At 63.5% G+C, this 20,397-nt stretch carries 21 protein-coding genes; 16 read left to right on the top strand and 5 right to left on the bottom strand.

Annotation, left to right across the window (positions count from 1 at the left end; genetic code table 11):
- Positions 1-97 precede the first annotated feature (97 nt).
- The 5 genes from H4W01_RS05270 (at position 98) to H4W01_RS05250 (ending at position 2,069) form a co-directional block, all read left to right on the top strand.
- On the top strand, positions 98-571 hold the full coding sequence (locus tag H4W01_RS05270; protein WP_209610179.1) for a hypothetical protein: 474 nt from the start codon (positions 98-100) through the stop codon (positions 569-571).
- Positions 572-594: 23 nt separating this feature from the next.
- Complete coding sequence (locus H4W01_RS05265; RefSeq protein ID WP_209610178.1) at positions 595-951, top strand: phage holin family protein; 357 nt, start codon at positions 595-597, stop codon at positions 949-951.
- Positions 948-1,271: a DUF3618 domain-containing protein gene (locus tag H4W01_RS05260; RefSeq protein WP_209610177.1), complete on the top strand. Its 324-nt coding sequence runs from the start codon at positions 948-950 to the stop codon at positions 1,269-1,271. Before H4W01_RS05265 ends, H4W01_RS05260 begins: the two co-directional genes overlap by 4 nt.
- On the top strand, positions 1,264-1,761 hold the full coding sequence (locus H4W01_RS05255) for a hypothetical protein (protein ID WP_209610176.1): 498 nt from the start codon (positions 1,264-1,266) through the stop codon (positions 1,759-1,761). Before H4W01_RS05260 ends, H4W01_RS05255 begins: the two co-directional genes overlap by 8 nt.
- 80 nt (positions 1,762-1,841) lie before the next feature.
- Positions 1,842-2,069 (top strand): DUF4170 domain-containing protein, encoded by a 228-nt coding sequence (locus H4W01_RS05250; protein WP_010408192.1) that lies wholly within the window; start codon positions 1,842-1,844, stop codon positions 2,067-2,069.
- Between the two features lie 48 nt (positions 2,070-2,117).
- Here H4W01_RS05250 and greA read toward each other — a convergent pair whose 3' ends face one another.
- Positions 2,118-2,594 carry a transcription elongation factor GreA gene (gene greA / locus H4W01_RS05245; protein ID WP_010408190.1) on the bottom strand — a complete coding sequence of 159 codons (477 nt, stop codon included), beginning with the start codon at positions 2,592-2,594 and terminating at the stop codon, positions 2,118-2,120.
- A gap of 81 nt (positions 2,595-2,675) precedes the next feature.
- Positions 2,676-6,011: a carbamoyl-phosphate synthase large subunit gene (gene carB / locus H4W01_RS05240; RefSeq protein WP_209610175.1), complete on the bottom strand. Its 3,336-nt coding sequence runs from the start codon at positions 6,009-6,011 to the stop codon at positions 2,676-2,678.
- 49 nt (positions 6,012-6,060) lie between these two features.
- On the opposite strand from carB, the gene H4W01_RS05235 reads away from it, so the two are divergent.
- Both H4W01_RS05235 and H4W01_RS05230 read left to right on the top strand, forming a co-directional pair.
- Complete coding sequence (locus tag H4W01_RS05235; protein WP_209610174.1) at positions 6,061-6,456, top strand: FitA-like ribbon-helix-helix domain-containing protein; 396 nt, start codon at positions 6,061-6,063, stop codon at positions 6,454-6,456.
- Positions 6,453-6,866, top strand: coding sequence for a type II toxin-antitoxin system VapC family toxin (locus tag H4W01_RS05230; RefSeq protein ID WP_209610173.1), 414 nt, complete (start codon positions 6,453-6,455; stop codon positions 6,864-6,866). The genes H4W01_RS05235 and H4W01_RS05230 overlap by 4 nt, the downstream gene beginning before the upstream one ends.
- A 6-nt stretch (positions 6,867-6,872) precedes the next feature.
- Here the strand turns inward: H4W01_RS05230 and H4W01_RS05225 are convergent, their stop codons facing one another.
- Together H4W01_RS05225 and carA are read right to left on the bottom strand one after the other, a co-directional pair.
- Complete coding sequence (locus H4W01_RS05225) at positions 6,873-7,232, bottom strand: ribonuclease E inhibitor RraB (RefSeq protein WP_010408179.1); 360 nt, start codon at positions 7,230-7,232, stop codon at positions 6,873-6,875.
- Positions 7,233-7,533: 301 nt separating this feature from the next.
- Positions 7,534-8,811: a glutamine-hydrolyzing carbamoyl-phosphate synthase small subunit gene (gene carA / locus H4W01_RS05220; RefSeq protein WP_209610172.1), complete on the bottom strand. Its 1,278-nt coding sequence runs from the start codon at positions 8,809-8,811 to the stop codon at positions 7,534-7,536.
- Positions 8,812-8,933: 122 nt separating this feature from the next.
- On the opposite strand from carA, the gene H4W01_RS05215 reads away from it, so the two are divergent.
- From H4W01_RS05215 to H4W01_RS05185, 7 genes are all read left to right on the top strand, one after another.
- On the top strand, positions 8,934-9,386 hold the full coding sequence (locus H4W01_RS05215; RefSeq protein ID WP_209610171.1) for a GatB/YqeY domain-containing protein: 453 nt from the start codon (positions 8,934-8,936) through the stop codon (positions 9,384-9,386).
- A gap of 67 nt (positions 9,387-9,453) precedes the next feature.
- On the top strand, positions 9,454-9,867 hold the full coding sequence (locus tag H4W01_RS05210; protein WP_209610170.1) for an endonuclease domain-containing protein: 414 nt from the start codon (positions 9,454-9,456) through the stop codon (positions 9,865-9,867).
- Positions 9,864-11,753 (top strand): DNA primase, encoded by a 1,890-nt coding sequence (gene dnaG, locus H4W01_RS05205; RefSeq protein WP_209610169.1) that lies wholly within the window; start codon positions 9,864-9,866, stop codon positions 11,751-11,753. The genes H4W01_RS05210 and dnaG overlap by 4 nt, the downstream gene beginning before the upstream one ends.
- Complete coding sequence (gene rpoD, locus H4W01_RS05200) at positions 11,753-13,780, top strand: RNA polymerase sigma factor RpoD (RefSeq protein WP_209610168.1); 2,028 nt, start codon at positions 11,753-11,755, stop codon at positions 13,778-13,780. Before dnaG ends, rpoD begins: the two co-directional genes overlap by 1 nt.
- A gap of 117 nt (positions 13,781-13,897) precedes the next feature.
- Entirely contained in the window at positions 13,898-14,428 is a 531-nt protein-coding gene (locus H4W01_RS05195; protein WP_209610167.1) for a PAS domain-containing protein, read from the top strand.
- 175 nt (positions 14,429-14,603) lie between these two features.
- Entirely contained in the window at positions 14,604-15,263 is a 660-nt protein-coding gene (locus H4W01_RS05190; protein ID WP_209610166.1) for a DUF6975 family protein, read from the top strand.
- A gap of 72 nt (positions 15,264-15,335) precedes the next feature.
- Positions 15,336-16,190 carry an AAA family ATPase gene (locus H4W01_RS05185; RefSeq protein ID WP_209610165.1) on the top strand — a complete coding sequence of 285 codons (855 nt, stop codon included), beginning with the start codon at positions 15,336-15,338 and terminating at the stop codon, positions 16,188-16,190.
- Positions 16,191-16,235: 45 nt separating this feature from the next.
- Here H4W01_RS05185 and H4W01_RS05180 read toward each other — a convergent pair whose 3' ends face one another.
- Entirely contained in the window at positions 16,236-18,296 is a 2,061-nt protein-coding gene (locus tag H4W01_RS05180; protein WP_209610164.1) for a sulfatase-like hydrolase/transferase, read from the bottom strand.
- Positions 18,297-18,551: 255 nt separating this feature from the next.
- Between H4W01_RS05180 and H4W01_RS05175 the strand changes: the two genes are divergently transcribed.
- Positions 18,552-19,106, top strand: coding sequence for a CHAP domain-containing protein (locus H4W01_RS05175; protein ID WP_209610163.1), 555 nt, complete (start codon positions 18,552-18,554; stop codon positions 19,104-19,106).
- A 110-nt stretch (positions 19,107-19,216) separates the two neighbouring features.
- On the top strand, positions 19,217-20,395 hold the full coding sequence (locus H4W01_RS05170) for a vWA domain-containing protein (RefSeq protein ID WP_209610162.1): 1,179 nt from the start codon (positions 19,217-19,219) through the stop codon (positions 20,393-20,395).
- The last annotated feature ends 2 nt before the right edge of the window (positions 20,396-20,397 follow it).

Here is a 20,397-nt window from a genome sequence, read left to right as displayed (position 1 = left end):
GCATGGGGTGCCTCTCGTGCATTTGCGGCCGCCGATGGAACCCCGATACGGGCTTGCCGGTTACCTGTCGTAGACACTTCAACGAAGGGCGCTTGTCATGGCTACCACTCCGAACGATACGTCCACCGCGATCCACGAGGCAGAAGCGGCCGTAACCGAAGCCGCGCACGAGACGGCCAAGGCCACGCTCAGCGCGACGCAATTGTTCAAGGACAGCGCCGCCAAGCTCGGCAAGGAAGCCGTCGATCGCGCCAAGACCTATGCCGAAGACGGCAAGGCGCGCGCGGGCGGTGCGCTGGATGAAATCGTGAAAATGATCAACGATGCCGCAGGCACTGTCGATGACAAGCTGGGCGAGCAATATGGCCAATATGCCCGCACCGCTGCGGACAAGGTTGCGGGTTTCTCGGAAGGCCTGAAGGCCAAGGAACTTGACGACTTGATCGAAGATGCACGCGGCTTCGTCCAGAAGAGCCCGGCTATCGCAATCGGCACCGCAGCTGCGCTTGGCTTCGTGTTGGTGCGATTGATCCAGGCGGGCCTTGCCACCGATCATGACGACAAGGCCTGATCCGGCCATACCGGGGGGCAATGATGGACAGGGGTGAAGACCCGACCGAACAGGAGAGCCTTGCCGCTCTCCTGTCGCGTGTCGTCAGCGACGCAGAGCAAGTGGCGCGCGCCGAAATCGAGCTGCAAAAAGCGAAAGTCGTCGCCAAGATCGACGACGCCCGCAATGCTATCCTGCTGCTGGTCGCGGCGATCGCGATTGCATCAGTCGCGCTGACGGCGTTGGTGCTTGGCGTTTTGCTGGTGCTGGCGCAGCTTATCGGGCCGTTGGCGGCAACTGCGGCGATGGTTGGCTCGCTTGTTGCGCTATCGGCGCTCTTGGGATGGTTTTCGATGCGGCAATTCAAGCGCCTGTTCGGCGCAACCGAGGACCAGGCATGACCGGGCGCGCAATCGGGACTCGGCTGGCGTTGGCCCAGGCCAGCGCCGAGCAAGCGCGCGCGCGCTTGTCGGAAACAATCGGGACGTTGCAGCATCGTGCCAGCCCGCAAGTGCTTGCCCAGGACGTGGCCGAGTCGCTCAAGGCACGCGGCGTCGATGCGGTGCTTGGCGTTGTCGAAAGCGCCCGCCGTCGCCCGGCGCGCTTTGGGGTCGCCGCTGCGGTGCTCGGCCTTTGGTTGGCGCGCGGCCCGATCGTGCGCGCGCTTCGTCGCCCCTCCTCGGCTCGCTCTCTTAAAACACAGGACCACGCCCATGACTGATGCCAAACCCGTGAAACGAACGTCCAAGGCGGTTGCCAGCGTTCGCGAAGCCGCATCCAAGGCTGTTGCTACCACCGCGACGACAACGCGCGCCGCAACCGATAAGGCTGTCGCCGGGATTGAAGCCAATCCCCTCGCGGTCCTCGGCGGCGGAATTGCAATCGGTCTGCTCGTCGGCGCATTCGTTCCCCGGACCGACGCCGAACGCAAAATCCTCCGGCCGGTCGGCAAGCGTCTGAACGAAACCGCACGCGGTGCAGTCGACGCGGCTCGCGACACGGCAAAGGCCGAGCTTGACGTGCTCGGCCTGTCGCGTGACGCGGCGCGCGATCAAGTGAGCAAGCTGCTGGGTGGGGTGATCAAGGCGCTGACAACAGCCGGCACCGCGGCGCTGGCCGCCAAGGCGGTTGTCGAGCAGCCGCAACCAGTCGAGGGACAACCGGCGGCCCAGCCTGCGGATACGCCAAAAAACGCTACGTCAGCCGAATAAAGCTGCCACAACCAGTTCCCGAATGCGCCGGGCGCTCCTAAGACGAGCGGGAAACCCACGCATTTCGGGAAAGTGATTTTATGAGCAAACTCCACCTCGTTTTCGGCGGTCGCGTCAGCGATCCTCGCGGGCTCGATTTCGACGATCTTGGCTCGATCGATATCGTGGGCGTGTTCCCGGATTATGCGAGCGCCGAAAAGGCCTGGCGTGCGGCGGCACAGCGCACAGTCGACGATGCCGAGATGAAATATGTGGTGGTGCATCTGCACCGCCTGCTGCAGCCCGATTTGCTCGCGCCGGGCGCGTGAAGGCTACGCCCCTCTCCCGCAATGGGAGAGGGGCGTCACGCAGCGTTTTTAGATGAACTCGATTTTCGAGACGACATAGTAGCGATCGCCCGACGGGACGGTCACTTCCACTTCGTCCTCAAGCTTGCGCCCGATGAGCGCGCGGCCGAGCGGCGAGTTGTACGAGATGCGGCCGCCCTTGGCGTCCGCCTCGGTCTGGCCAACGATCTGATATTTGATCGGCTTATCGTCTTCGTCGAGCAGCGTAACGGTTGCCCCGAACACGACTTTGTCACCCGACAGGTCGCGCGGATCGATGACCTGCGCGCGCGAAAGCTTATCCTCAATGTCGCTGATCGAGGCTTCGATCTGGCCCTGACGCTCCTTGGCCGCATGATATTCGGCGTTTTCCGACAAATCGCCATGCGCGCGCGCTTCCTCGATCGCGTCGACGATCGTCGGACGCTCCGCCTTAAGCCGTTTCAGGTCCGCAGTGAGCCGCTCATAGCCCTCTTGCAGCATCGGCATCTTTTCGACGGTAGCCATCCCTCTTCGTCCTTCGTCTTCAAAATTCCCCGGTTGGCCGACCCTGCTGGGCCCGCCCGCACGTTGTTCTCATGTGGGGAATTAGGTGTGCGAGTGCGAATAATAGGATTGCAAGGGCCGTACTTCAAGGCTGCGTGTCGAAAGGGCGACAATCGCCAGTGCCGCCTCGACACTGGCAGGGGCTGTCGTGAAGTATGGGATCTTCAACGACAAGGCCGATCCGCGAATGGGCGAACTGTCCTTCAGGCTCTGCCAGCCCTCAGTGGTGTTGAAGATCAGATCGATCCCGCCATCCTTGATCCGGTCGACGATATGCGGACGGCCCTGCGCGACCTTGTTGACGCGTTCGACCGCGACGCCGTGCGCGGCCAGATACTCCGCAGTCCCGCCCGTCGCGACGATGGTGAAGCCATGCGCGGCGAGCGCACGCACGCCCGGCAGGATCACCGGCTTGTCGCCATCCTTCACGCTGACGAACAAGGCACCGCTCTTGGGCAGGACGGTGCCCGCGCCCAATTGCGACTTGGCGAAGGCGAGCGTGAAATCGGGATCGATTCCCATCACTTCGCCCGTGCTCTTCATTTCCGGCGACAAAACCGGATCGACGCCGGGGAAGCGATTGAACGGGAACACCGCTTCCTTGACCGCAAAATAGTCGATGTGGCGATCGACCTTGGGGAGGTCCGCCAGCTTCTCGCCCGCCATTACGCGCGCGGCGATCTTGGCGATTGGCGCGCCGATCGCCTTGGCGACGAACGGCACGGTGCGGCTGGCGCGCGGATTGACCTCGATGAGATAAACCCGCCCGTCCTTGACCGCGAACTGGATGTTCATCAGCCCGACGACCGACAAGGCCTTGGCCAGTGCCACCGTCTGACGCTCGATCTCGGCAATGATCGCGTCCGAGAGCGAATAAGGTGGGATCGAGCAGGCGCTGTCGCCCGAATGGACGCCGGCTTCCTCGATATGCTGGAGCACGCCCGCCACCGTCACATCGGTGCCGTCCGAGATCGCATCGACATCGACCTCGATCGCGTCGCGCAGATATTGGTCGATCAGAACCGGTGATTCGCCAGACACTTGCACGGCTGTCTGAATATATTCCTCAAGCTGCGCGCGTCCGTCGACGATCTCCATCGCGCGACCGCCCAGCACATAGCTCGGGCGCATCAGCACAGGATAGCCGATACGCTCGGCGGCAACGATCGCCTCTTCGCGGCTGCGTGCCAGGCCATTGGCCGGTTGCAACAGGCCAAGCTTGTTGACGAGGGCAGCGAACCGCTCGCGGTCCTCGGCCAGGTCAATCGCGTCGGGGCTGGTGCCAAGGATCGGAATCCCGGCATCCTGCAGCGCCTGCGCGAGGTTGAGCGGGGTCTGGCCACCAAACTGCACGATAACGCCCGCCAGCGTGCCGTTCTGCTGCTCGACATGCAGGATCTCCAGCACGTCCTCGGCGGTCAGCGGTTCGAAGTACAGGCGGTCGCTGGTGTCGTAGTCGGTCGACACCGTCTCCGGGTTGCAATTGACCATGATCGTCTCGAACCCGGCATCGGCCAAGGCGAAACACGCATGGCAGCAGCAATAGTCGAACTCGATCCCCTGCCCGATCCGGTTGGGACCGCCGCCGAGGATGACGACCTTCTTGGCGGAGGTCGGCTGGCTCTCGCATTCGGGTTCGCCGAAGCTGGGCGCTTCATAGGTCGAATACATATACGGCGTCTTGGCGTTGAATTCGGCGGCGCAGGTGTCGATCCGCTTGAACACCGGACGCACGCCGAGCCGGTGGCGCAAAGCCCGCACTTCCTTCTCGGTCACGCCGCCCGTCATCGCGACGACAGCCTCATGGATCAGCCCCGAACCGCGCGCCACGCCACGATCCATGCCGTCGCGCAGATTGGCGGATTTGAGCGCGAGATAGGCCAGACGCTTGTCGCTGAAGCCCATCGACTTCAACCGGCGCATGCCCGCCGCGTCGATCGGCAGGCCATTGCGGCACACCTCTTCCTCCGCCGCGACGATTTCGGCGATGCGTTCGAGGAACCACGGATCGAACTTGGCGAGTGCGTGGATTTCGGCGACGGTGAAGCCTTCGCGCAGGGCTTGCGCCGCGACCAGCAGCCGGTCGGGGGTGGCGACGGCCAAGGCCGCCTCAATCTCGGCGCGCGGCGCACCGACCAGGCGGTCGACCATGTTGAAGCCGGACAGGCCCGTCTCCAGCCCGCGCAGCGCCTTCTGCATCGATTCATGGATGTTGCGGCCGATCGCCATCACTTCGCCAACCGACTTCATTGCGGTCGACAGCACGGCCTCTGCCCCCTTGAACTTTTCAAAGGCGAAACGCGGGATCTTGGTGACGACATAATCGATCGTCGGCTCAAACGACGCCGGGGTGGCGCCGGTAATGTCGTTCATGATCTCATCGAGTGTATAGCCGACCGCCAGCTTGGCGGCGACCTTGGCGATCGGGAAGCCAGTCGCCTTGGACGCCAGCGCCGAGGAGCGCGACACGCGCGGGTTCATCTCGATCACGATCAAGCGGCCATCCTTGGGGTTGACCGCGAACTGCACGTTCGAGCCGCCCGTTTCGACGCCGATCTCACGCAGGCACGCGATGCTCGCGTTGCGCATGATCTGATATTCCTTGTCGGTCAGCGTCAGCGCCGGCGCGACGGTGATCGAGTCTCCGGTGTGGACGCCCATCGGATCGATATTCTCGATCGAGCAGATGATGATGGCATTGTCGGCGCGGTCGCGCACGACTTCCATCTCATATTCCTTCCAGCCGATCAGCGATTCCTCGATCAGCACCTCTGTGGTCGGCGACAGATCAAGCCCGCGCCGCACGATCTCCAGAAATTCCTCGCGATTATAGGCGATGCCGCCACCGGTGCCGCCCATGGTGAAGCTCGGGCGGATGATCGCGGGAAGCCCCGTGCGCTCGAGCCCGGCGAGCGCTTCCTCGACGGTGTGGGCGATCGCCGAACGGGCGCTTTCGAGCCCGATCTTGGTCATCGCGTCCTTGAACTTCAGCCGGTCCTCGGCCTTGTCGATCGCCTCGGCATCGGCGCCGATCATCTCGACGCCGTACTTCTCCAGCGTGCCATCATTGAACAGCGCCAGCGCGGTGTTGAGCGCGGTCTGGCCGCCCATCGTCGGCAGCACCGCATCGGGGCGCTCCTTGGCGATGATCTTGGCGACGATCTCGGGCGTGATCGGCTCGACATAGGTCGCATCGGCCAGCTCGGGATCGGTCATGATCGTCGCCGGGTTCGAATTGACCAGGATGATGCGATAGCCATCCTCTTTCAGCGCCTTGATCGCCTGCGTGCCCGAATAATCGAACTCGCACGCCTGGCCGATGACGATCGGCCCCGCGCCGATGACGAGGATGGACGAGATATCGGTGCGTTTAGGCATTTGACAGCATTGCTTTCATTGCATACATTGATAGCGAAGGAGATACGTCGTGGCTACTTTGACCGTTCGCAACGTGCCCGAAGAGGCCAAACACAGGTTTCGCCAAATTGCCGCGGCCCATGGGCGGTCGATGGAGGAACATCTGCGCCAGTTGGTGATCGAGGCGGATTTCGGTGATGCGGCGTCGGTAAGCCATGTCGCCGATGCGCGGGCCAGCTTTCGCCCAGCCCCGTCGCAAGAGGCCACGTCGCAGGAACATCGCGTCCGCAGCTTGCTCCAGCGGGCCGACGGGACGGCCAATGCCGCACCCGACAGCGCTCGCTATGCCGACATTCGCTTCATGACCGCCAAGGACGCGATGGCCGAATTGCGGCGACTGGCCAATGGCGTGGGCCTTGACCTGCCGCCGCCGCTCAATCCCAAAATCGAGGCTCCCGAGCTTTGATTCTGGTCGACACCAATGTGTGGAGCGAACTGACCAAGCCGCATGGCGACCCCGCCGTGCTGGCTTGGCTGGAGGCGCATGACGAGGATCTTGCGCTGTCGGTGATGGTGGTGGCGGAAATCCAATATGGCATTGCGCTGCCGGGCGCGGCGCACAAGCGCCCGTTCCTCCAGCCGTGGCTGGAAGGGCTGCGGGCGCGCTATTACCACCACACGCTGCGCTTTGAAGACGCAGATGCGGATCATTATGGTCGGATCGCGGCGCTTCCAGAGGTGAAGGCGCGCGAACCGCAAGTGTTCGACATGCTGATCGCCGCGCAGGCCCGATCCCGCGCGATTCCGGTTGCCACGCGAAACACCAAGGATTTCGCATGGACCGGAGTCGCGCTGATCGATCCGTGGCGGGCGTGACGCCTGTCATTCCGCGCCGTCCTCCGCGGTGCAGCCCCAGCCATCATATTCCACGTCGTAGATCAGCTCGATCTGCAAGCATTTGAGCGTCAGCGCGCGGATCGCGTCGTCATCCGACGTCTGTTCGCGGCCGAGGAACAGGCTGATCTCGCCTTCCTCATCCTCTTCACGCTCGATCACTTCAAAGCCCAGTTCCTCGGCATCCTCTTCCAGCCGGTCGAGCGCAGGCTCGGTGCCGCGAAAGCTGACATCGACCATGCGGACGATCTCAGGCCGATCTCCATTTTCTCGCAGGCTGGCGAGCACGTCCTTGTCGGCGGCCCATTCCTCTTCGAGGCGCGCAGGGGAGACTTCTGGGAGGGTCATGGCTGAGCTTTCGTAATAGTTTCGGGCTCGGACTGCTCGCGACCGATAAAGCCCATCTTGGGAAGGCCGCGTATCCGCTTCAGGCTGCTCAACGCACATTCGACCCGAGCATAACGGGTGTCCCGCGAAGGCTGAAAACGCAGGTCGTCATCTGGCAAGAGGTTGAAGGCGTTTCGTGGCAAGTGGCAAGATGCCGCGATCCTATCGAGTCTCGCTTGTTTTTGAGACGTCGACAGAGAATCCCAAGTAGGCGCGGAATTAGCGCAAAGCCCAAGCAGCAGGATCGGCAAGATCCAAGGCTTCACACCAACATCCCCACGAACTTCGCGAACAAATACAGGCTGTCCTGCGGGCCGGGGCTCGCTTCAGGGTGATATTGCACGCTGAAGGCGGGACGGTCGGTGAGTTCGATGCCAGCGTTGGAGCCGTCGAACAGCGAGACGTGGGTTTCGCGCGCGGTGGCGGGCAGGCTGGTGCGTTCGACCGCGAAGCCGTGGTTCATCGAGGTGATCTCGACCGCGCCGTCGCTGAGGCGCTGCACCGGATGGTTGGCGCCGCGATGGCCCTGGAACATCTTGGTGGTGCTGGCGCCGACCGCGAGCGCAAGCAATTGGTGGCCCAGGCAAATGCCGAACAGCGGCAGCCCGGTGTCGAGCAATTGCTGAATCACCGGCACGGCATAGACGCCGGTCGCGGCGGGATCGCCCGGACCGTTCGACAGGAAGATGCCATCGGGGGCGAGCGCCATCACCTCATCGAAGCTCGCTGTGGCGGGCACGACCGAGACATCGGCCCCGGCGGCGACCAGGTTGCGGAAGATGTTGCGCTTGGAGCCGTAATCGATCGCGACGACGTGGGGGCGCTTGGCACTCCCCTCCCGCTCGCGGGAGGGGTTGGGGGAGGGAACACCATCGGCGGCAAGCGCATCATCTGCGGTCAGGCCCTCCCTTAGCCCCTCCCGCGAGCGGGAGGGGAAAGATGTGTCATACCCTTCGCCCAGTCGCCACACGCCGCCCGCCCAGCCATAATGCGTTTGCGTCGTCACCGCGATCGCCAGGTCCATGCCTTCCAGGCCCGGCCACGCCTGCGCCATGGCCAGCAACGCGGGAATATCGAACACGCCGTCGGCGGCATGGGCGATCACTGCATTGGGCGCGCCGCCGCTACGGATGCGGCGAGTGAGCGCGCGCGTGTCGACGCCCGACAGGCCGATTCGCTTGTGCTTGGCCATCCACGCATCGAGTCGCTCGACGCTGCGGAAGTTGCTGGGGCCGGTCACATCCTCGCGCACGATCATGCCGAGCGCGTGGGGATCGTCCGCCTCGACGTCATCGGCATTGGCGCCGACATTGCCGATATGCGGGAAGGTAAAGGTGATCATTTGCCCGGCAAAGCTCGGGTCGGTCATGATTTCCTGGTAACCGGTCATCGCGGTGTGGAAGCAGACTTCGCCGACCGCGACGCCTTCCGCGCCGAAGCCGCGGCCCCACACCACCTCCCCGGTTGCCAGCACCAGAACGCCGGTGGCGCCTTGGGGAGCGATGCTGTTGGACGCAGGCAGAGGTTTGGCGTCGGCCATTGCGGCGGGCACTCCGTTTAAAAAATTGTCGATGTCGCTAAGCGGCGGGGACTAGGAGCGCGGGGGCGATGCGTCAATCCGATAAAGCCGCTATACCCGCCGACCACCGAAAAGGACGTTCAATGATTCGTGACGACATCAAGGCCGCGCTCATCACCGCGATGAAGGGCGGCGACAAAGCGGGCACCGCCACGCTGCGCCTCGTGCAATCCGCGATCAAGAACCGCGACATCGAAGCGCGCACCGGCAAAGCGCCCGAGGATGACGATGCGCTGGTGGTGGAAGTGCTGCAGAAAATGGTCAAGCAGCGCCGCGAATCGATCGAGATGTTCGTGAAGGGCGGCCGCCAGGAGCTGGCCGATGGCGAAGCCGCCGAAGTGGCGGTGATCGAGACCTTCCTGCCGACGCAGATGGACGAAGCGGCGACCGCTGCCGTTATCGAAGCGATCAAGGCCGAGCTGGGTGCCACGGGCATGAAGGACATGGGCCGCGTGATGGCCGAGCTGAAAGCGCGCCACGCGACCACGCTCGACATGAGCAAGGCAAGTGCGGCGGTGAAGGCGGCGCTGAGCTAACATGGCGGAGAGCGCAGCCCCGAGCGAGCGCGGCCTCCCCCCCTCCCGCAAGCGGGAGGGGCCGGGGGTGGGCCCACGCTATCGGCTGGGCCGACCGACTGCGGAAGCCCGCGAGGCTCGTAACACCGCGACCCCGCATGAGGAGATGCTTTGGCGGCAGCTCAAAGGAAAGCGGTTAGCCGGGCTAAAATTCAGCCGACAAATGCCTATCGTCGGATATCGGGTGGATTTTGTGTGTCGCGCAGAGAAGTTGGTCGTTGAACTCGACGGCAGCCAGCACGCTGAAGCGACGGAATATGACGAAGTGCGCACCCGTGCACTCGAGAGGGCGGGCTACCGCGTGATCCGTTTCTGGAATAATGATCTGACGTCGAACATGGCTGGGGTGTTGGAGACGATCGCTGCCGCTGCACTTGGCGGTGAGCGCGCGCCCACCCCCTGCCCCCTCCCGCATGCGGGAGGGGAAGAAAAGAACGCATGACCCTCTCCCCGCAATTCCTAGATGAACTGCGCGCGCGCACGCTGCTGTCCGGGCTGATCGGCAAGACCACCAAGCTGCAAAAGGCCGGGCGGGAATGGCGGGCGTGCTGCCCGTTCCATAACGAGAAGACGCCGAGCTTTTACGTCAATGACGATAAGGGCTTCTACCATTGCTTCGGCTGCTCGGCGCATGGCGATGCGATTCGCTGGATGACCGACCAGCGCGGCCTGCCCTTCATGGATGCGGTGAAGGAGCTGGCGCAGGCGGCGGGGATGGAGATGCCCGCAATGGACCCGCGCGCGGCGGAGAAGGCCGAGGCCGCCAAGGGCCTGCACGAAGCCTGCGCCGATGCCGCCGCCTGGTTCAGCGAGCAACTGAACGGCCTGCCCGGCGCGACCGCGCGCGATGTGCTGGCCAAGCGCGGGATCAAGGCGGAGACCGCGCGCGCCTTTGGCCTGGGCTTTGCGCCCGATTCGCGCGGCGGGCTGAAGGCCGCGCTGAAGGGCTATGGCGACCCGTTGCTGGTCGAGGCGGGCTTGCTGATCCAGGTCGAGGACAAGGCCCCCTATGACCGCTTTCGCGGGCGGCTGATGATCCCGATTCGCGATCCGCGCGGGCGCACCGTGGCGTTTGGCGGGCGCATCGTCGGCGATGGCGAGCCGAAATATCTGAACTCGCCCGAGACGCCGTTATTCGACAAAGGCCGCACGCTCTACAATCTCGACAAGGCCGCGCCTGCCACGCGCAAGACCGGGCGGGTGCTGGTGGTCGAGGGTTATATGGACGTGATCGCGCTGGCGCAGGCGGGCTTTGGCGAGGCAGTCGCGCCGCTCGGCACCGCGCTGACCGAGGCGCAGCTCGAACGGCTGTGGCGGCTGGCCGAAGTGCCGATCCTGTGCTTCGACGGCGATGGCGCAGGGCAAAAGGCCGCCCTGCGCGCCGCGCACCGCGCGCTGCCGCTGCTCGCCCCGGGCCGCAGCCTCGCCTTCGTCACGCTGCCGCAGGGTCAGGACCCAGACGATATGGTCCGCCAGAAGGGGCCGGGCGCGTTCGAGGCGCTGCTCAAGACCGCAGAGCCGCTGGTCGACCGTTTATGGTCGAGCGAACTCGCTGCCGAACCGCTCGCCACGCCAGAACAAAAGGCCGGATTGAAGCAGCGCCTGAAGGAGCGTGCCGAGAGCATCGCCGATCCCGGCGTCCGCACCGAATATCTCGCGGAATTTCGCCGCCGCTTCGACGCGCTTTATGCGCAGCAACGCGCCGCGTTCGTGCCGCGCGCGCCGTTTACGCCGCGGGGCGGTGGCGCACGCAAGCCCGGCCAGCCATGGAAGGCCCCGCCCGGCCCGGTCGGTGCCGGGGCCAAGCGCCTGCAACAGCATGGCATTGACGGTGTGTTGACCAAACCCGTGCTGGCGGGGCTGTTGCTGCATCCGACCGAAATCTGTCGCCATATGGGGGAGTTGGGTCGACTGCATTTGACCGATCCCGCCCTCGCCCATCTACTCGATGCGATGATTGATTCGGCCGTTGAACATCCGGCGCTTGATAGTGAGCACCTTCTTACCATATTGGCGGCATCTGGATTTGATATAATCGCGCAAGATTTGCTGCGGGCCGACCAACTCTCGTGTTCGTTTACGCAAAAGGACGCCGACCCCGCCAGGGCACGCGAGGACCTCGACGAGGCGATCGCGATACTGGTGACTCGGCCGGAGGTAGATGCGGCTTTGGCCGAGGCGACGGCGACGATGCAGGCGAATTATTCGGATGACGCATATGAGCGGCAAGTGTCGCTTGTGAATGAACAACAGGCTTTGAACGCGCGACTTGCCAATCTGGTGCAGTCGAACGAAGACGCCAGAGCTTTTAGTACTGAGGGCAATTGATGGCGAAGACGGATATGGCGGACGTGGGCGAAACCACCGAGGGTAGCGACGCACCGCTGATCGATTTGAACGACGCGTCGATCAAGAAGGTGATCGCCCGCGCGAAAAAGCGCGGCTACATCACCTACGAACAGCTCAACGAAGCCCTGCCCCAGGGCGAGATGTCGTCCGACCAGATCGAAGACATCAGCGCCGCGCTCAGCGAAATGGGCATCAACATCGTCGAGAATGACGAGCAGGGCGAGGAAGGCGACGACGCCACCAAGGCCGAGGACGATGACGACGCCGAGCCCGTCGACGCGTCCGAAGACCTTGGGCCTGCGCTCGACGTCAAGAAAAAGGAAGTCATCGATCGCACCGATGATCCGGTGCGCATGTACCTGCGCGAGATGGGCGCGGTCGAGCTGCTGAGCCGCGAGGGCGAAATCGCCATCGCCAAGCGGATCGAGGCCGGTCGCGACACGATGATCCTGGGCCTGTGCGAATCGCCGATCACCTTCAACGCGATCATCGCCTGGTCGACCGCGCTGAACGAAGGCACGATGCAGCTGCGCGAGATCATGGATCTCGACGCGATGCTGTCCAAGGACCCCGCCCCGGAAGCGCTGGCCGAAGCCGAAGAGGGCGATGGCGAGATTTCCGAAAAGAATGCCGGCCCCTCGTTCAAGGAAGAGGCCGAGCCCGAAGAGCCGTCGGTCGACGAGGATGAGGATGGCGAGCGCCGCACGCCGCGCGCCTCCGACGATGAGGAAGAGGACAACACCCTCAGCCTGGCGCAGATGGAAGAGCAGCTGAAACCCATTGCGCTCGAACGCTTCGCCAACATCACCGCGCTCTACAAGAAATTCTCCAAGATCCAGCAAGCGCGGCTCGACGCGATGGCGGGCGGCGGCGAATTGTCGAGCAGCGACGAGAAGAAATATCACAAGCTGCGCGAAGAGCTGACCGCCGAGGTCGAGAGCGTCCAGTTCCACAATGCCAAGATCGAATATCTGGTCGACCAGCTGTATGCCTTCAACCGGCGGCTGACCGCGCTGGGCGGGCAAATGCTGCGCCTCGCCGAACGCCACAAGGTGTCGCGCAAGGACTTTCTCGATCGCTATATCGGCCATGAGCTGGACGAACAGTTCCTGCCCTCGGTCGCCAAGCTCGACAAGAAATGGACCGCCTTCGTCACCAACGAAAGCGAAGCCGCCGACCGCATCCGCATGGAAATTTCGGACATCAGCCAGGCAACCGGCATGGCGCTGACCGAGTTCCGCCGCATCGTCAACATGGTGCAGAAGGGCGAGCGCGAGGCACGTATCGCGAAGAAGGAGATGGTCGAGGCCAATCTCCGCCTCGTGATCTCGATCGCCAAGAAGTACACCAATCGCGGCCTGCAGTTCCTGGATCTCATCCAGGAGGGCAATATCGGCCTGATGAAGGCGGTGGATAAGTTCGAATATCGCCGCGGCTATAAGTTCAGCACCTATGCGACCTGGTGGATTCGCCAGGCGATCACGCGCTCGATCGCCGATCAGGCGCGCACCATCCGCATCCCGGTGCACATGATCGAGACGATCAACAAACTGGTGCGCACCAGCCGCCAGTTCCTCCACGAGCAGGGCCGCGAGCCTACGCCCGAGGAAATGGCAGAACGACTCTCCATGCCCTTGGAGAAGGTGCGCAAGGTGATGAAGATCGCCAAGGAGCCGATCTCCCTCGAAACGCCAATCGGCGACGAGGAAGACAGCCATCTGGGCGACTTCATCGAGGACAAGAACGCGATCATTCCGGTCGACGCGGCGATCCAGGCGAACCTCAAGGAAACGGTCACCCGCGTCCTCGCCAGCCTCACCCCGCGCGAAGAGCGCGTGCTGCGCATGCGCTTCGGCATCGGCATGAACACCGATCACACGCTGGAAGAAGTCGGCCAGCAATTCTCGGTGACGCGCGAGCGTATCCGCCAGATCGAGGCCAAGGCGCTCCGCAAGCTGAAGCACCCGAGCCGCAGCCGCAAAATGCGGTCGTTCCTCGACCAATAAGCGACCTGGCCCGGCAACGCCTGCAGCGTCGCCGGGCCTGTTATTTCACCCGCGCGAAATTGCTCCATTTTGGAGGCGGTGTGTGGTTTCGCGACCGGCGTTGCGTACAGTGCGGGTATGTCGTCCCCCTCCGCCCCCGCTGCCGAACAGATGGTTACGGCATCTGATTTGGTGCGGCATTTCGGGGTATGGCAAGACCGCGCGGCCCGCGCTCCGGTCTATATTCTGCATCGCGGTCGGCCGCGGCTCGTGCTGGTTTCCGTGGAAACCATGAACGCGCTGTGCGCGAACCCTGCAAATGGGGCGCGCCGTAAACCTCTGCCCGCCGAGGCGATTACGGCAACGCAGTTGCTCGACAATATCCGTGACATCGTCTTGCTGGCAGACCGCGAGGCGACGATTTTGGCGTCCAGCCGAAGTGCGCGCGCGCATTTCGGAGACATTTCGACGCCGGGCACACCGGTCGACACCATCACGCCACCGCCATCCCGCGCGCTTCTCGGCCGCGCGATGCAGCGCGTGGGCAGTTCGGGCGTTGGCGAATGCCTGACGGTCGCTTCGGCGGCCCGCATCGGCCGCATGCTGGCGCTCAGGATCGAACCCATTGGCGATGGCACGGGCATCTTCGCAGAGGATGTCACACCCTAGCATCGTTGGCGCAGTCGGGCCGCATCGTGCCCGTGCTCCAAAGACGTGGTTGAGACACCCTTAATCGCAACTACACCAGGTCTTTACGCCCTTCGGTATAACCCTTGCCGCACTGCTTGCCCAACGGGCGCAATCCGGCGGCGTGGCCGGGAGATATAGGGACGACTCGAAGATCATGGTGATCGCATCGATACAGGTTAAGACAGGCGGGGTTGCCGGCAGCATCGCGGCTCTGGCCGCGAGCGACGGCTGTGCTGACCATGCGATCGTCCGACGTCTGACCCACGCCGTCGTCGCGGGCCGCGATCTTGCCGATGCTGTGCACACCCTGTGCGCCATTCACGGACGCCCGACCAACCTGTTCGAGGAGGCGAGTCGCCGCCCGGTTCCCGATCTCGACAATCGCTGGCTTGCAGAAGCGACCGAAGCCTTTGGCGTGGAGCGCGCCAATCTTGCGCGACTCACCGCCGCCGTCGGCCCGCTGCCCTCCACGCCGGGCCAGGCGGAAAGCGATGCCGCCTTTGCCGCGCAACGCCACGCCTTCGATATGCTGGCCCGTTCCGATCGCACGGGTTGCGCGGTCGGGGCGGCGATGGCGCTGGTGATCGATTGGCATGCCTTTCGCAGAATTCTGAACGCAGCGGCGCTCCGCGCCGGCCTCAACACCGTGCCCTCGGCCCTGCCCAGTCTTTCCGACATCACCACGCTCGCAACCGATGCTCTGCCGGCTCCCGTCCGCCGCGCAATCGCCTTCGGCGCGCAGCAAAGCTTCGCGCAGCATCGCGGGCTGTGCGATGTGATCGAGGCACGCGCGATCGCGCGCGACAAGCTATAGCCACCGCTTGCGCGCGGGGGGCGTTTCCCTCTATCGCCGTACCCGGTATTCAAATGAAACGGGATGCAGGCGATGAAGCGCTTCAACGGTACGCAAGGCTATGTCGCCACCGATGACCTGAAAGTCGCGGTCAACGCCGCCGTTACGCTGCGCCGCCCCTTGCTGGTCAAGGGCGAGCCCGGCACCGGCAAGACCGTGCTCGCTTATGAAATCGCCAAGGCGCTTGATGCCGAATTGATCGAGTGGAACATCAAGTCCACCACCAAGGCGCAGCAGGGCCTGTACGAATATGACGCGGTGGCGCGCCTGCGCGACGGGCAATTGGGCGACGAGCGCGTCCACGACATCGCCAATTACATCCGTCGCGGCAAATTGTGGGAGGCGTTCACGCGCCCCAAGCCGCCGGTGCTGCTGATCGACGAGATCGACAAAGCCGACATCGAATTCCCCAACGATCTGTTGCAGGAACTCGATCGCATGGAATTCCATGTTTACGAAACGCGGGAAACCATCCGCGCAGTCGAGCGCCCGATCGTCATCATCACCAGCAATAACGAGAAGGAACTGCCCGACGCCTTCCTGCGCCGTTGCTTCTTTCACTACATCAAATTTCCCGATCGCGAGACGATGCAGGCGATCATCGACGTGCATTTCCCGGGCATCCAGAAGATCCTGGTCAACCGCGCGATGGACATTTTCTACGACGTGCGCGACGTGCCCGGCCTCAAGAAGAAGCCGAGCACCAGCGAATTGCTCGACTGGCTGAAATTGCTGCTGCACGAGGACATGCCGCTCGACGTGCTGCAGAATCGCGACCCGACCAAGGCGATCCCGCCGCTGCACGGCGCGCTGCTCAAGAATGAGCAGGACGTGATGCTGTTCGAGCGTCTGGCCTTCATGGCGAAGCGGCAACAGAATAAGAGCTGAAGCCGCTTCGCCCCGCCTGGCGCGGAGGGGTATCCGCGCGGAGGGTTAAAGGTCGCGTTTTTCCAGCCGCGCCAGCAGCGCCGCCAGGTGATCGACCACGCGCTGCACCTCGGATGAGCCACTCCGCGCGCGCGGCGGGCTCGTGCCGACTTCGACGAGGTTGATCGCCTCGATCGGGTCGTTCGCCAGATCGTACATTTCCCATTCCTGCGGGACGACGCCCGACGGATCGAAATAGCGCGCCAATTTATAATCCGGGGTGCGAACGCAGCGGACATGGTTGGGTTGCTTGATCGCGCCCGGCAGCAGCAGCACGCCGGGCTTGCCGCCAGGGGGATTGGTGACCGCGTCGACCACCTTCTTGAACACGGCGAATTCTTCATAGGAATGTCGCTCGGTCGCGGTGCGCGCGGGCGGCAGAGGCTCAGTAATCTCGTCATCGGTGATGAACAGCACGCCTTCGCGCGGCAGGCCGTCTGGGTCGGTGATCGGCGCGAACTCGGTCTTGCCGTCGGCCGCCTCCTGGATCATCGTCGACAGGTCGACACCGGGAAGTGGCGGCACGGGGCGGTTGAGCGCCAGGCGCTGCGCGATCGTGCGGCGCTCTTCGGCGGTGACACCCGCCAGGCCCAATATGGTCGGCAGAATGTCGATATGGCTGGTCAGCGCGTCGATCTGCGCCGGGTCGGGCGCTGCCGGGGTATTGCCGCTTGCCGACGCCTCGGGGAAGCGGACCACCACCGGTACGTGCACCGCCTCCTGATAGGCGGCGTGCCATTTCTCGATCATCATGCCGTGCGCCGCGCCATATTCGCCATGGTCGGACAGGAACACCACGATCGTATTCTCGGCCTGGCCCGATTGTTCCAGCGCATCGAGCACCGCGTTGACATGGACATCGACCACGGCGTGCAGCCATGCATAGAGTTGCAGGAACTGCACGCTGTTGCGCGCGGGATCATCCGACAATTGGAACGGAATGCAGCTTTTGAGCGAGGCGGCGACTGCGGCGGTCATGCGGCGATCGAGCTCCTGTTCCGGGTCGGCGAGGTCGTTGTCGCCCGAGAGCCCCGCACTGGCGGCGGCGCTCACCAGCCCGTTGACGAGGTTGAACCCGCCCTTGGCAGCCAGCGCCAGCCCGACCTTATACGCCATTTCATGCTGGCAGGTCGGCTTGTCGAGCAGCGACTCGTCCTGCGTCGGCGATGCGTGCGCGCAAAGCTGCGCGAAGTCCTCCGGGTTGAGCGGGATGGTCATCGTCCCCGGTGTCGGCGGCAGGCTGAGATCGCCCGCTTTGGGCACAGTCAGCGGGCCGAAGATCGATTGCGTCGCGCCCTTCGCGTTGGGATCGTCATTGGGCAGTGCCTGGGCGATCACGCCGGGATAGGTGGCGATATCATGCGGATTGGCAAAAGAGGCGACCGCGAACCAGGGCGGGATCTTGCTGGTGTCGGGGCCGGTGGTGCTCGGGTCGACTGCTTCCATCTGGGCGTAGGCGTAATTGTAATTGGCACCCAGCCCCTTGCGGCGAAGGAAGGTGCAGGCGCTGTCGGTAAAGCCGACATCGCGATACACGCCAAGATTGTTGGGCTGCGCGCCGTGCGGCTCCGGATAGGATTCCTCCCAATCGTCAAAGCCATAACGATCGAGCGAATGATCGGGCGGGTTGGAGATGTGCCATTTGCCGAAATAATGCGTCGAATAGCCGGCCTCGCGCATCCAGGTGCCGAGCGTCGGAATGCCGCCCACCTCCAGCCACGGGAAATTGGGCGAATCGCCATTTTTGAACAGGCCATCGGTTTGGGTGACGCCGGTCTTGGTGCCATATTGCCCGGTATAGAGGACCGTGCGACTCGGCGTGCACGCACTCGCCGCGATCGTGTGGTTGCGCAGCACCACCGCGTTGCGCCGCAACCGCAACAGGCCCGGAAAGAACTTGGCATAGGGGTTGGTGTCGTCGATTTCACCCTGGAAACCGAGGATTTGTTTGAGCGGCTCGACGAACCCGCCATCAGGACCATAGCAAAATCGCGGGAAGCGGTACTGATCACAGGTAATCAGCAAAATATTGGGGCGCGTCGTTGAAGTCCCGTCTGTGCTTTTCATCACACTGCTCCTCACCGCTTCGCTTATGAAGTCTATATCATTACGATGGCAGCATGACACTTTGAGTATAAAAAGGCCAGCGAGTCATTCTTGTTAAACAAAGAGCGCTGCCACCGCGGACTGGATCGCCAGCACGACCGCATCTCCACATGCCGCGATAGCGGCGCGACGGACCGCCGCATTCAACATGGTAATTGCGTTCTAAACCTTGTAAATCAACGGCATGGTGGGGGCAGCCGTTTCAGGGTGCCAAGTATGCGTAGCGTTTTTCTTGCTTTCGCGGCGGCGCTGGCCATGCCGGGAATGGCGGCGGCGGCACCGTCGCTGCTGGACTATGTCGGGGAATGCGTTCCGTTTGCGCGTGTCGCTTCCGGCATCCAGATTTATGGCGACGCCTGGACCTGGTGGGATCAGGCCGCAGGACGCTATCGGCGCGGCGATACGCCCCGCCCCGGCGCGGTCCTTGTTTTCGCGCGCAGCGCACGGCTGCCGCTTGGCCATGTAGCGGTGATCAGCCAAGTCGTTGACCACCGCGTCGTCATGATTACCCACGCCAATTGGTCACGCCAAAATGGCGAACGCGGCCATGCCGAGCAGGATGTGACGCTGACCGACGCCTCGCCTTACAATGACTGGAGCGCGGTGAAGGTCTGGTATCGCGACCGCGACGGGCTCGGCAGCACGATCTACCCGACCTACGGCTTTATTTACGGGACGCCGGAAGCGCACGGCCCGCGCGCGCGGACGGCGGCGGAATTGACCGGGCGCAGCCCGGATTATGTCGGCGCGCTGATCGACGCCTATCGGTAACGCCGCGCCTGCTTGCAGGAGCGCACCGCACCGGGCATGTTGCGAATAACGGGGCATCTGCCCCCCTGCCCTGGCCTCTCCCCGGACGCGGGAGGGGGAAGAGATGTGCCATGTTTCTCGATTTCCTCGACGCCCTGCGCGCCGCCGGCATCCCGGCCAGCCTCAAGGAGCATTTGCTGCTGCTGGAGGCGCTTGACGCCGACGTGATCGATCGCACGCCCGAGGATTTCTATTACCTGTCGCGCGCGGTGTACGTGAAGGATGAAGGCCTGCTCGACCGCTTCGACCAGGTTTTTGCCAAGGTGTTCCGGGGCGTTGCCTCCACCTTCGGCCAAAGCCCGGCGGAAATCCCGGCTGACTGGCTGAAAGCGGTCGCCGAGAAGTATCTCACGCCCGAGGAAATGGCCAAGATCGAGTCGCTCGGATCGTGGGAGGAGATCATGGAGACGCTGAAAAAGCGGCTCGACGAGCAGCACGAGCGCCACCAGGGCGGCAGTAAGTGGATCGGCACTGGCGGCACCTCGCCTTATGGCAATTCGGGCTACAACCCCGAAGGCGTCCGCATCGGCGGGGAATCGACGCACAAGCGCGCACTGAAAGTGTGGGATCAGCGCGACTTCAAGAATCTCGACAACACGCGCGAACTGGGCACGCGCAACATCAAGATCGCGCTGCGCCGCCTGCGCAAATTCGCGCGCGAGGGGGCCGCCGACGAACTCGACATCGATGCCACTATCGCTGGAACGGCGCGGCAGGGCTGGCTCGACGTGGTGATGCGCGCCGAACGCCGCAATGCGGTGAAGCTGCTGCTGTTCCTGGATGTGGGCGGATCGATGGATCCGTGGGTGAAGCTGTGCGAGGAATTGTTCTCGGCGGCGACGAGCGAGTTCAAAAATCTCGAATTCTTCTACTTCCACAATTGCCCGTATGAGGGCGTGTGGAAGGACAATAAGCGCCGCTTTTCCGAACGCACCCCGATGTGGGACGTGCTTCACAAATTCGGCCATGATTACAAATTGGTGTTTGTCGGCGATGCGTCGATGAGCCCGTATGAGATCACCCATCCGGGCGGATCAGTCGAGCATTTCAACGAGGAATCGGGCGCGGTGTGGATGCAGCGGCTGACCAACACCTATCCGGCGGCGGTGTGGCTCAACCCGATCCCGGAACAGCAATGGGGCTATTCGCAGAGCCTGCGCATCCTCCGCGAATTGATGAACGAGCGCATGTACCCGCTGACGCTGGCGGGCCTTGACGAGGCGATGCGGGAATTGACGCGGAAGCGGTAGGC

It is taken from the genome of Sphingomonas sp. PL20 (assembly GCF_017875905.1).
Classification (GTDB): domain Bacteria; phylum Pseudomonadota; class Alphaproteobacteria; order Sphingomonadales; family Sphingomonadaceae; genus Sphingomonas; species Sphingomonas echinoides.
The sequence above is the reverse complement of the archived record's forward strand: the minus strand, read 5'-3'. Positions and strand labels throughout refer to the sequence as shown.

Excerpts from the sequence above, each read along its gene's own strand:
- H4W01_RS05265 (WP_209610178.1), top strand. The coding sequence starts at position 595 with ATGGACAGGGGTGAAGACCCGACCGAACAGGAGAGCCTTGCCGCTCTC.
- H4W01_RS05195 (WP_209610167.1), top strand. The coding sequence starts at position 13,898 with ATGTCGTCCCCCTCCGCCCCCGCTGCCGAACAGATGGTTACGGCATCT.
- H4W01_RS05170 (WP_209610162.1), top strand. The coding sequence starts at position 19,217 with ATGTTTCTCGATTTCCTCGACGCCCTGCGCGCCGCCGGCATCCCGGCC.
- H4W01_RS05270 (WP_209610179.1), top strand. The coding sequence starts at position 98 with ATGGCTACCACTCCGAACGATACGTCCACCGCGATCCACGAGGCAGAA.
- dnaG (WP_209610169.1), top strand. The coding sequence starts at position 9,864 with ATGACCCTCTCCCCGCAATTCCTAGATGAACTGCGCGCGCGCACGCTG.
- H4W01_RS05185 (WP_209610165.1), top strand. The coding sequence starts at position 15,336 with ATGAAGCGCTTCAACGGTACGCAAGGCTATGTCGCCACCGATGACCTG.
- H4W01_RS05250 (WP_010408192.1), top strand. The coding sequence starts at position 1,842 with ATGAGCAAACTCCACCTCGTTTTCGGCGGTCGCGTCAGCGATCCTCGC.
- carA (WP_209610172.1), bottom strand. The coding sequence starts at position 8,811 with ATGGCCGACGCCAAACCTCTGCCTGCGTCCAACAGCATCGCTCCCCAA.
- H4W01_RS05255 (WP_209610176.1), top strand. The coding sequence starts at position 1,264 with ATGACTGATGCCAAACCCGTGAAACGAACGTCCAAGGCGGTTGCCAGC.
- H4W01_RS05180 (WP_209610164.1), bottom strand. The coding sequence starts at position 18,296 with ATGAAAAGCACAGACGGGACTTCAACGACGCGCCCCAATATTTTGCTG.
- H4W01_RS05215 (WP_209610171.1), top strand. The coding sequence starts at position 8,934 with ATGATTCGTGACGACATCAAGGCCGCGCTCATCACCGCGATGAAGGGC.
- H4W01_RS05225 (WP_010408179.1), bottom strand. The coding sequence starts at position 7,232 with ATGACCCTCCCAGAAGTCTCCCCTGCGCGCCTCGAAGAGGAATGGGCC.
- greA (WP_010408190.1), bottom strand. The coding sequence starts at position 2,594 with ATGGCTACCGTCGAAAAGATGCCGATGCTGCAAGAGGGCTATGAGCGG.
- H4W01_RS05190 (WP_209610166.1), top strand. The coding sequence starts at position 14,604 with ATGGTGATCGCATCGATACAGGTTAAGACAGGCGGGGTTGCCGGCAGC.
- rpoD (WP_209610168.1), top strand. The coding sequence starts at position 11,753 with ATGGCGAAGACGGATATGGCGGACGTGGGCGAAACCACCGAGGGTAGC.
- carB (WP_209610175.1), bottom strand. The coding sequence starts at position 6,011 with ATGCCTAAACGCACCGATATCTCGTCCATCCTCGTCATCGGCGCGGGG.
- H4W01_RS05175 (WP_209610163.1), top strand. The coding sequence starts at position 18,552 with ATGCGTAGCGTTTTTCTTGCTTTCGCGGCGGCGCTGGCCATGCCGGGA.
- H4W01_RS05260 (WP_209610177.1), top strand. The coding sequence starts at position 948 with ATGACCGGGCGCGCAATCGGGACTCGGCTGGCGTTGGCCCAGGCCAGC.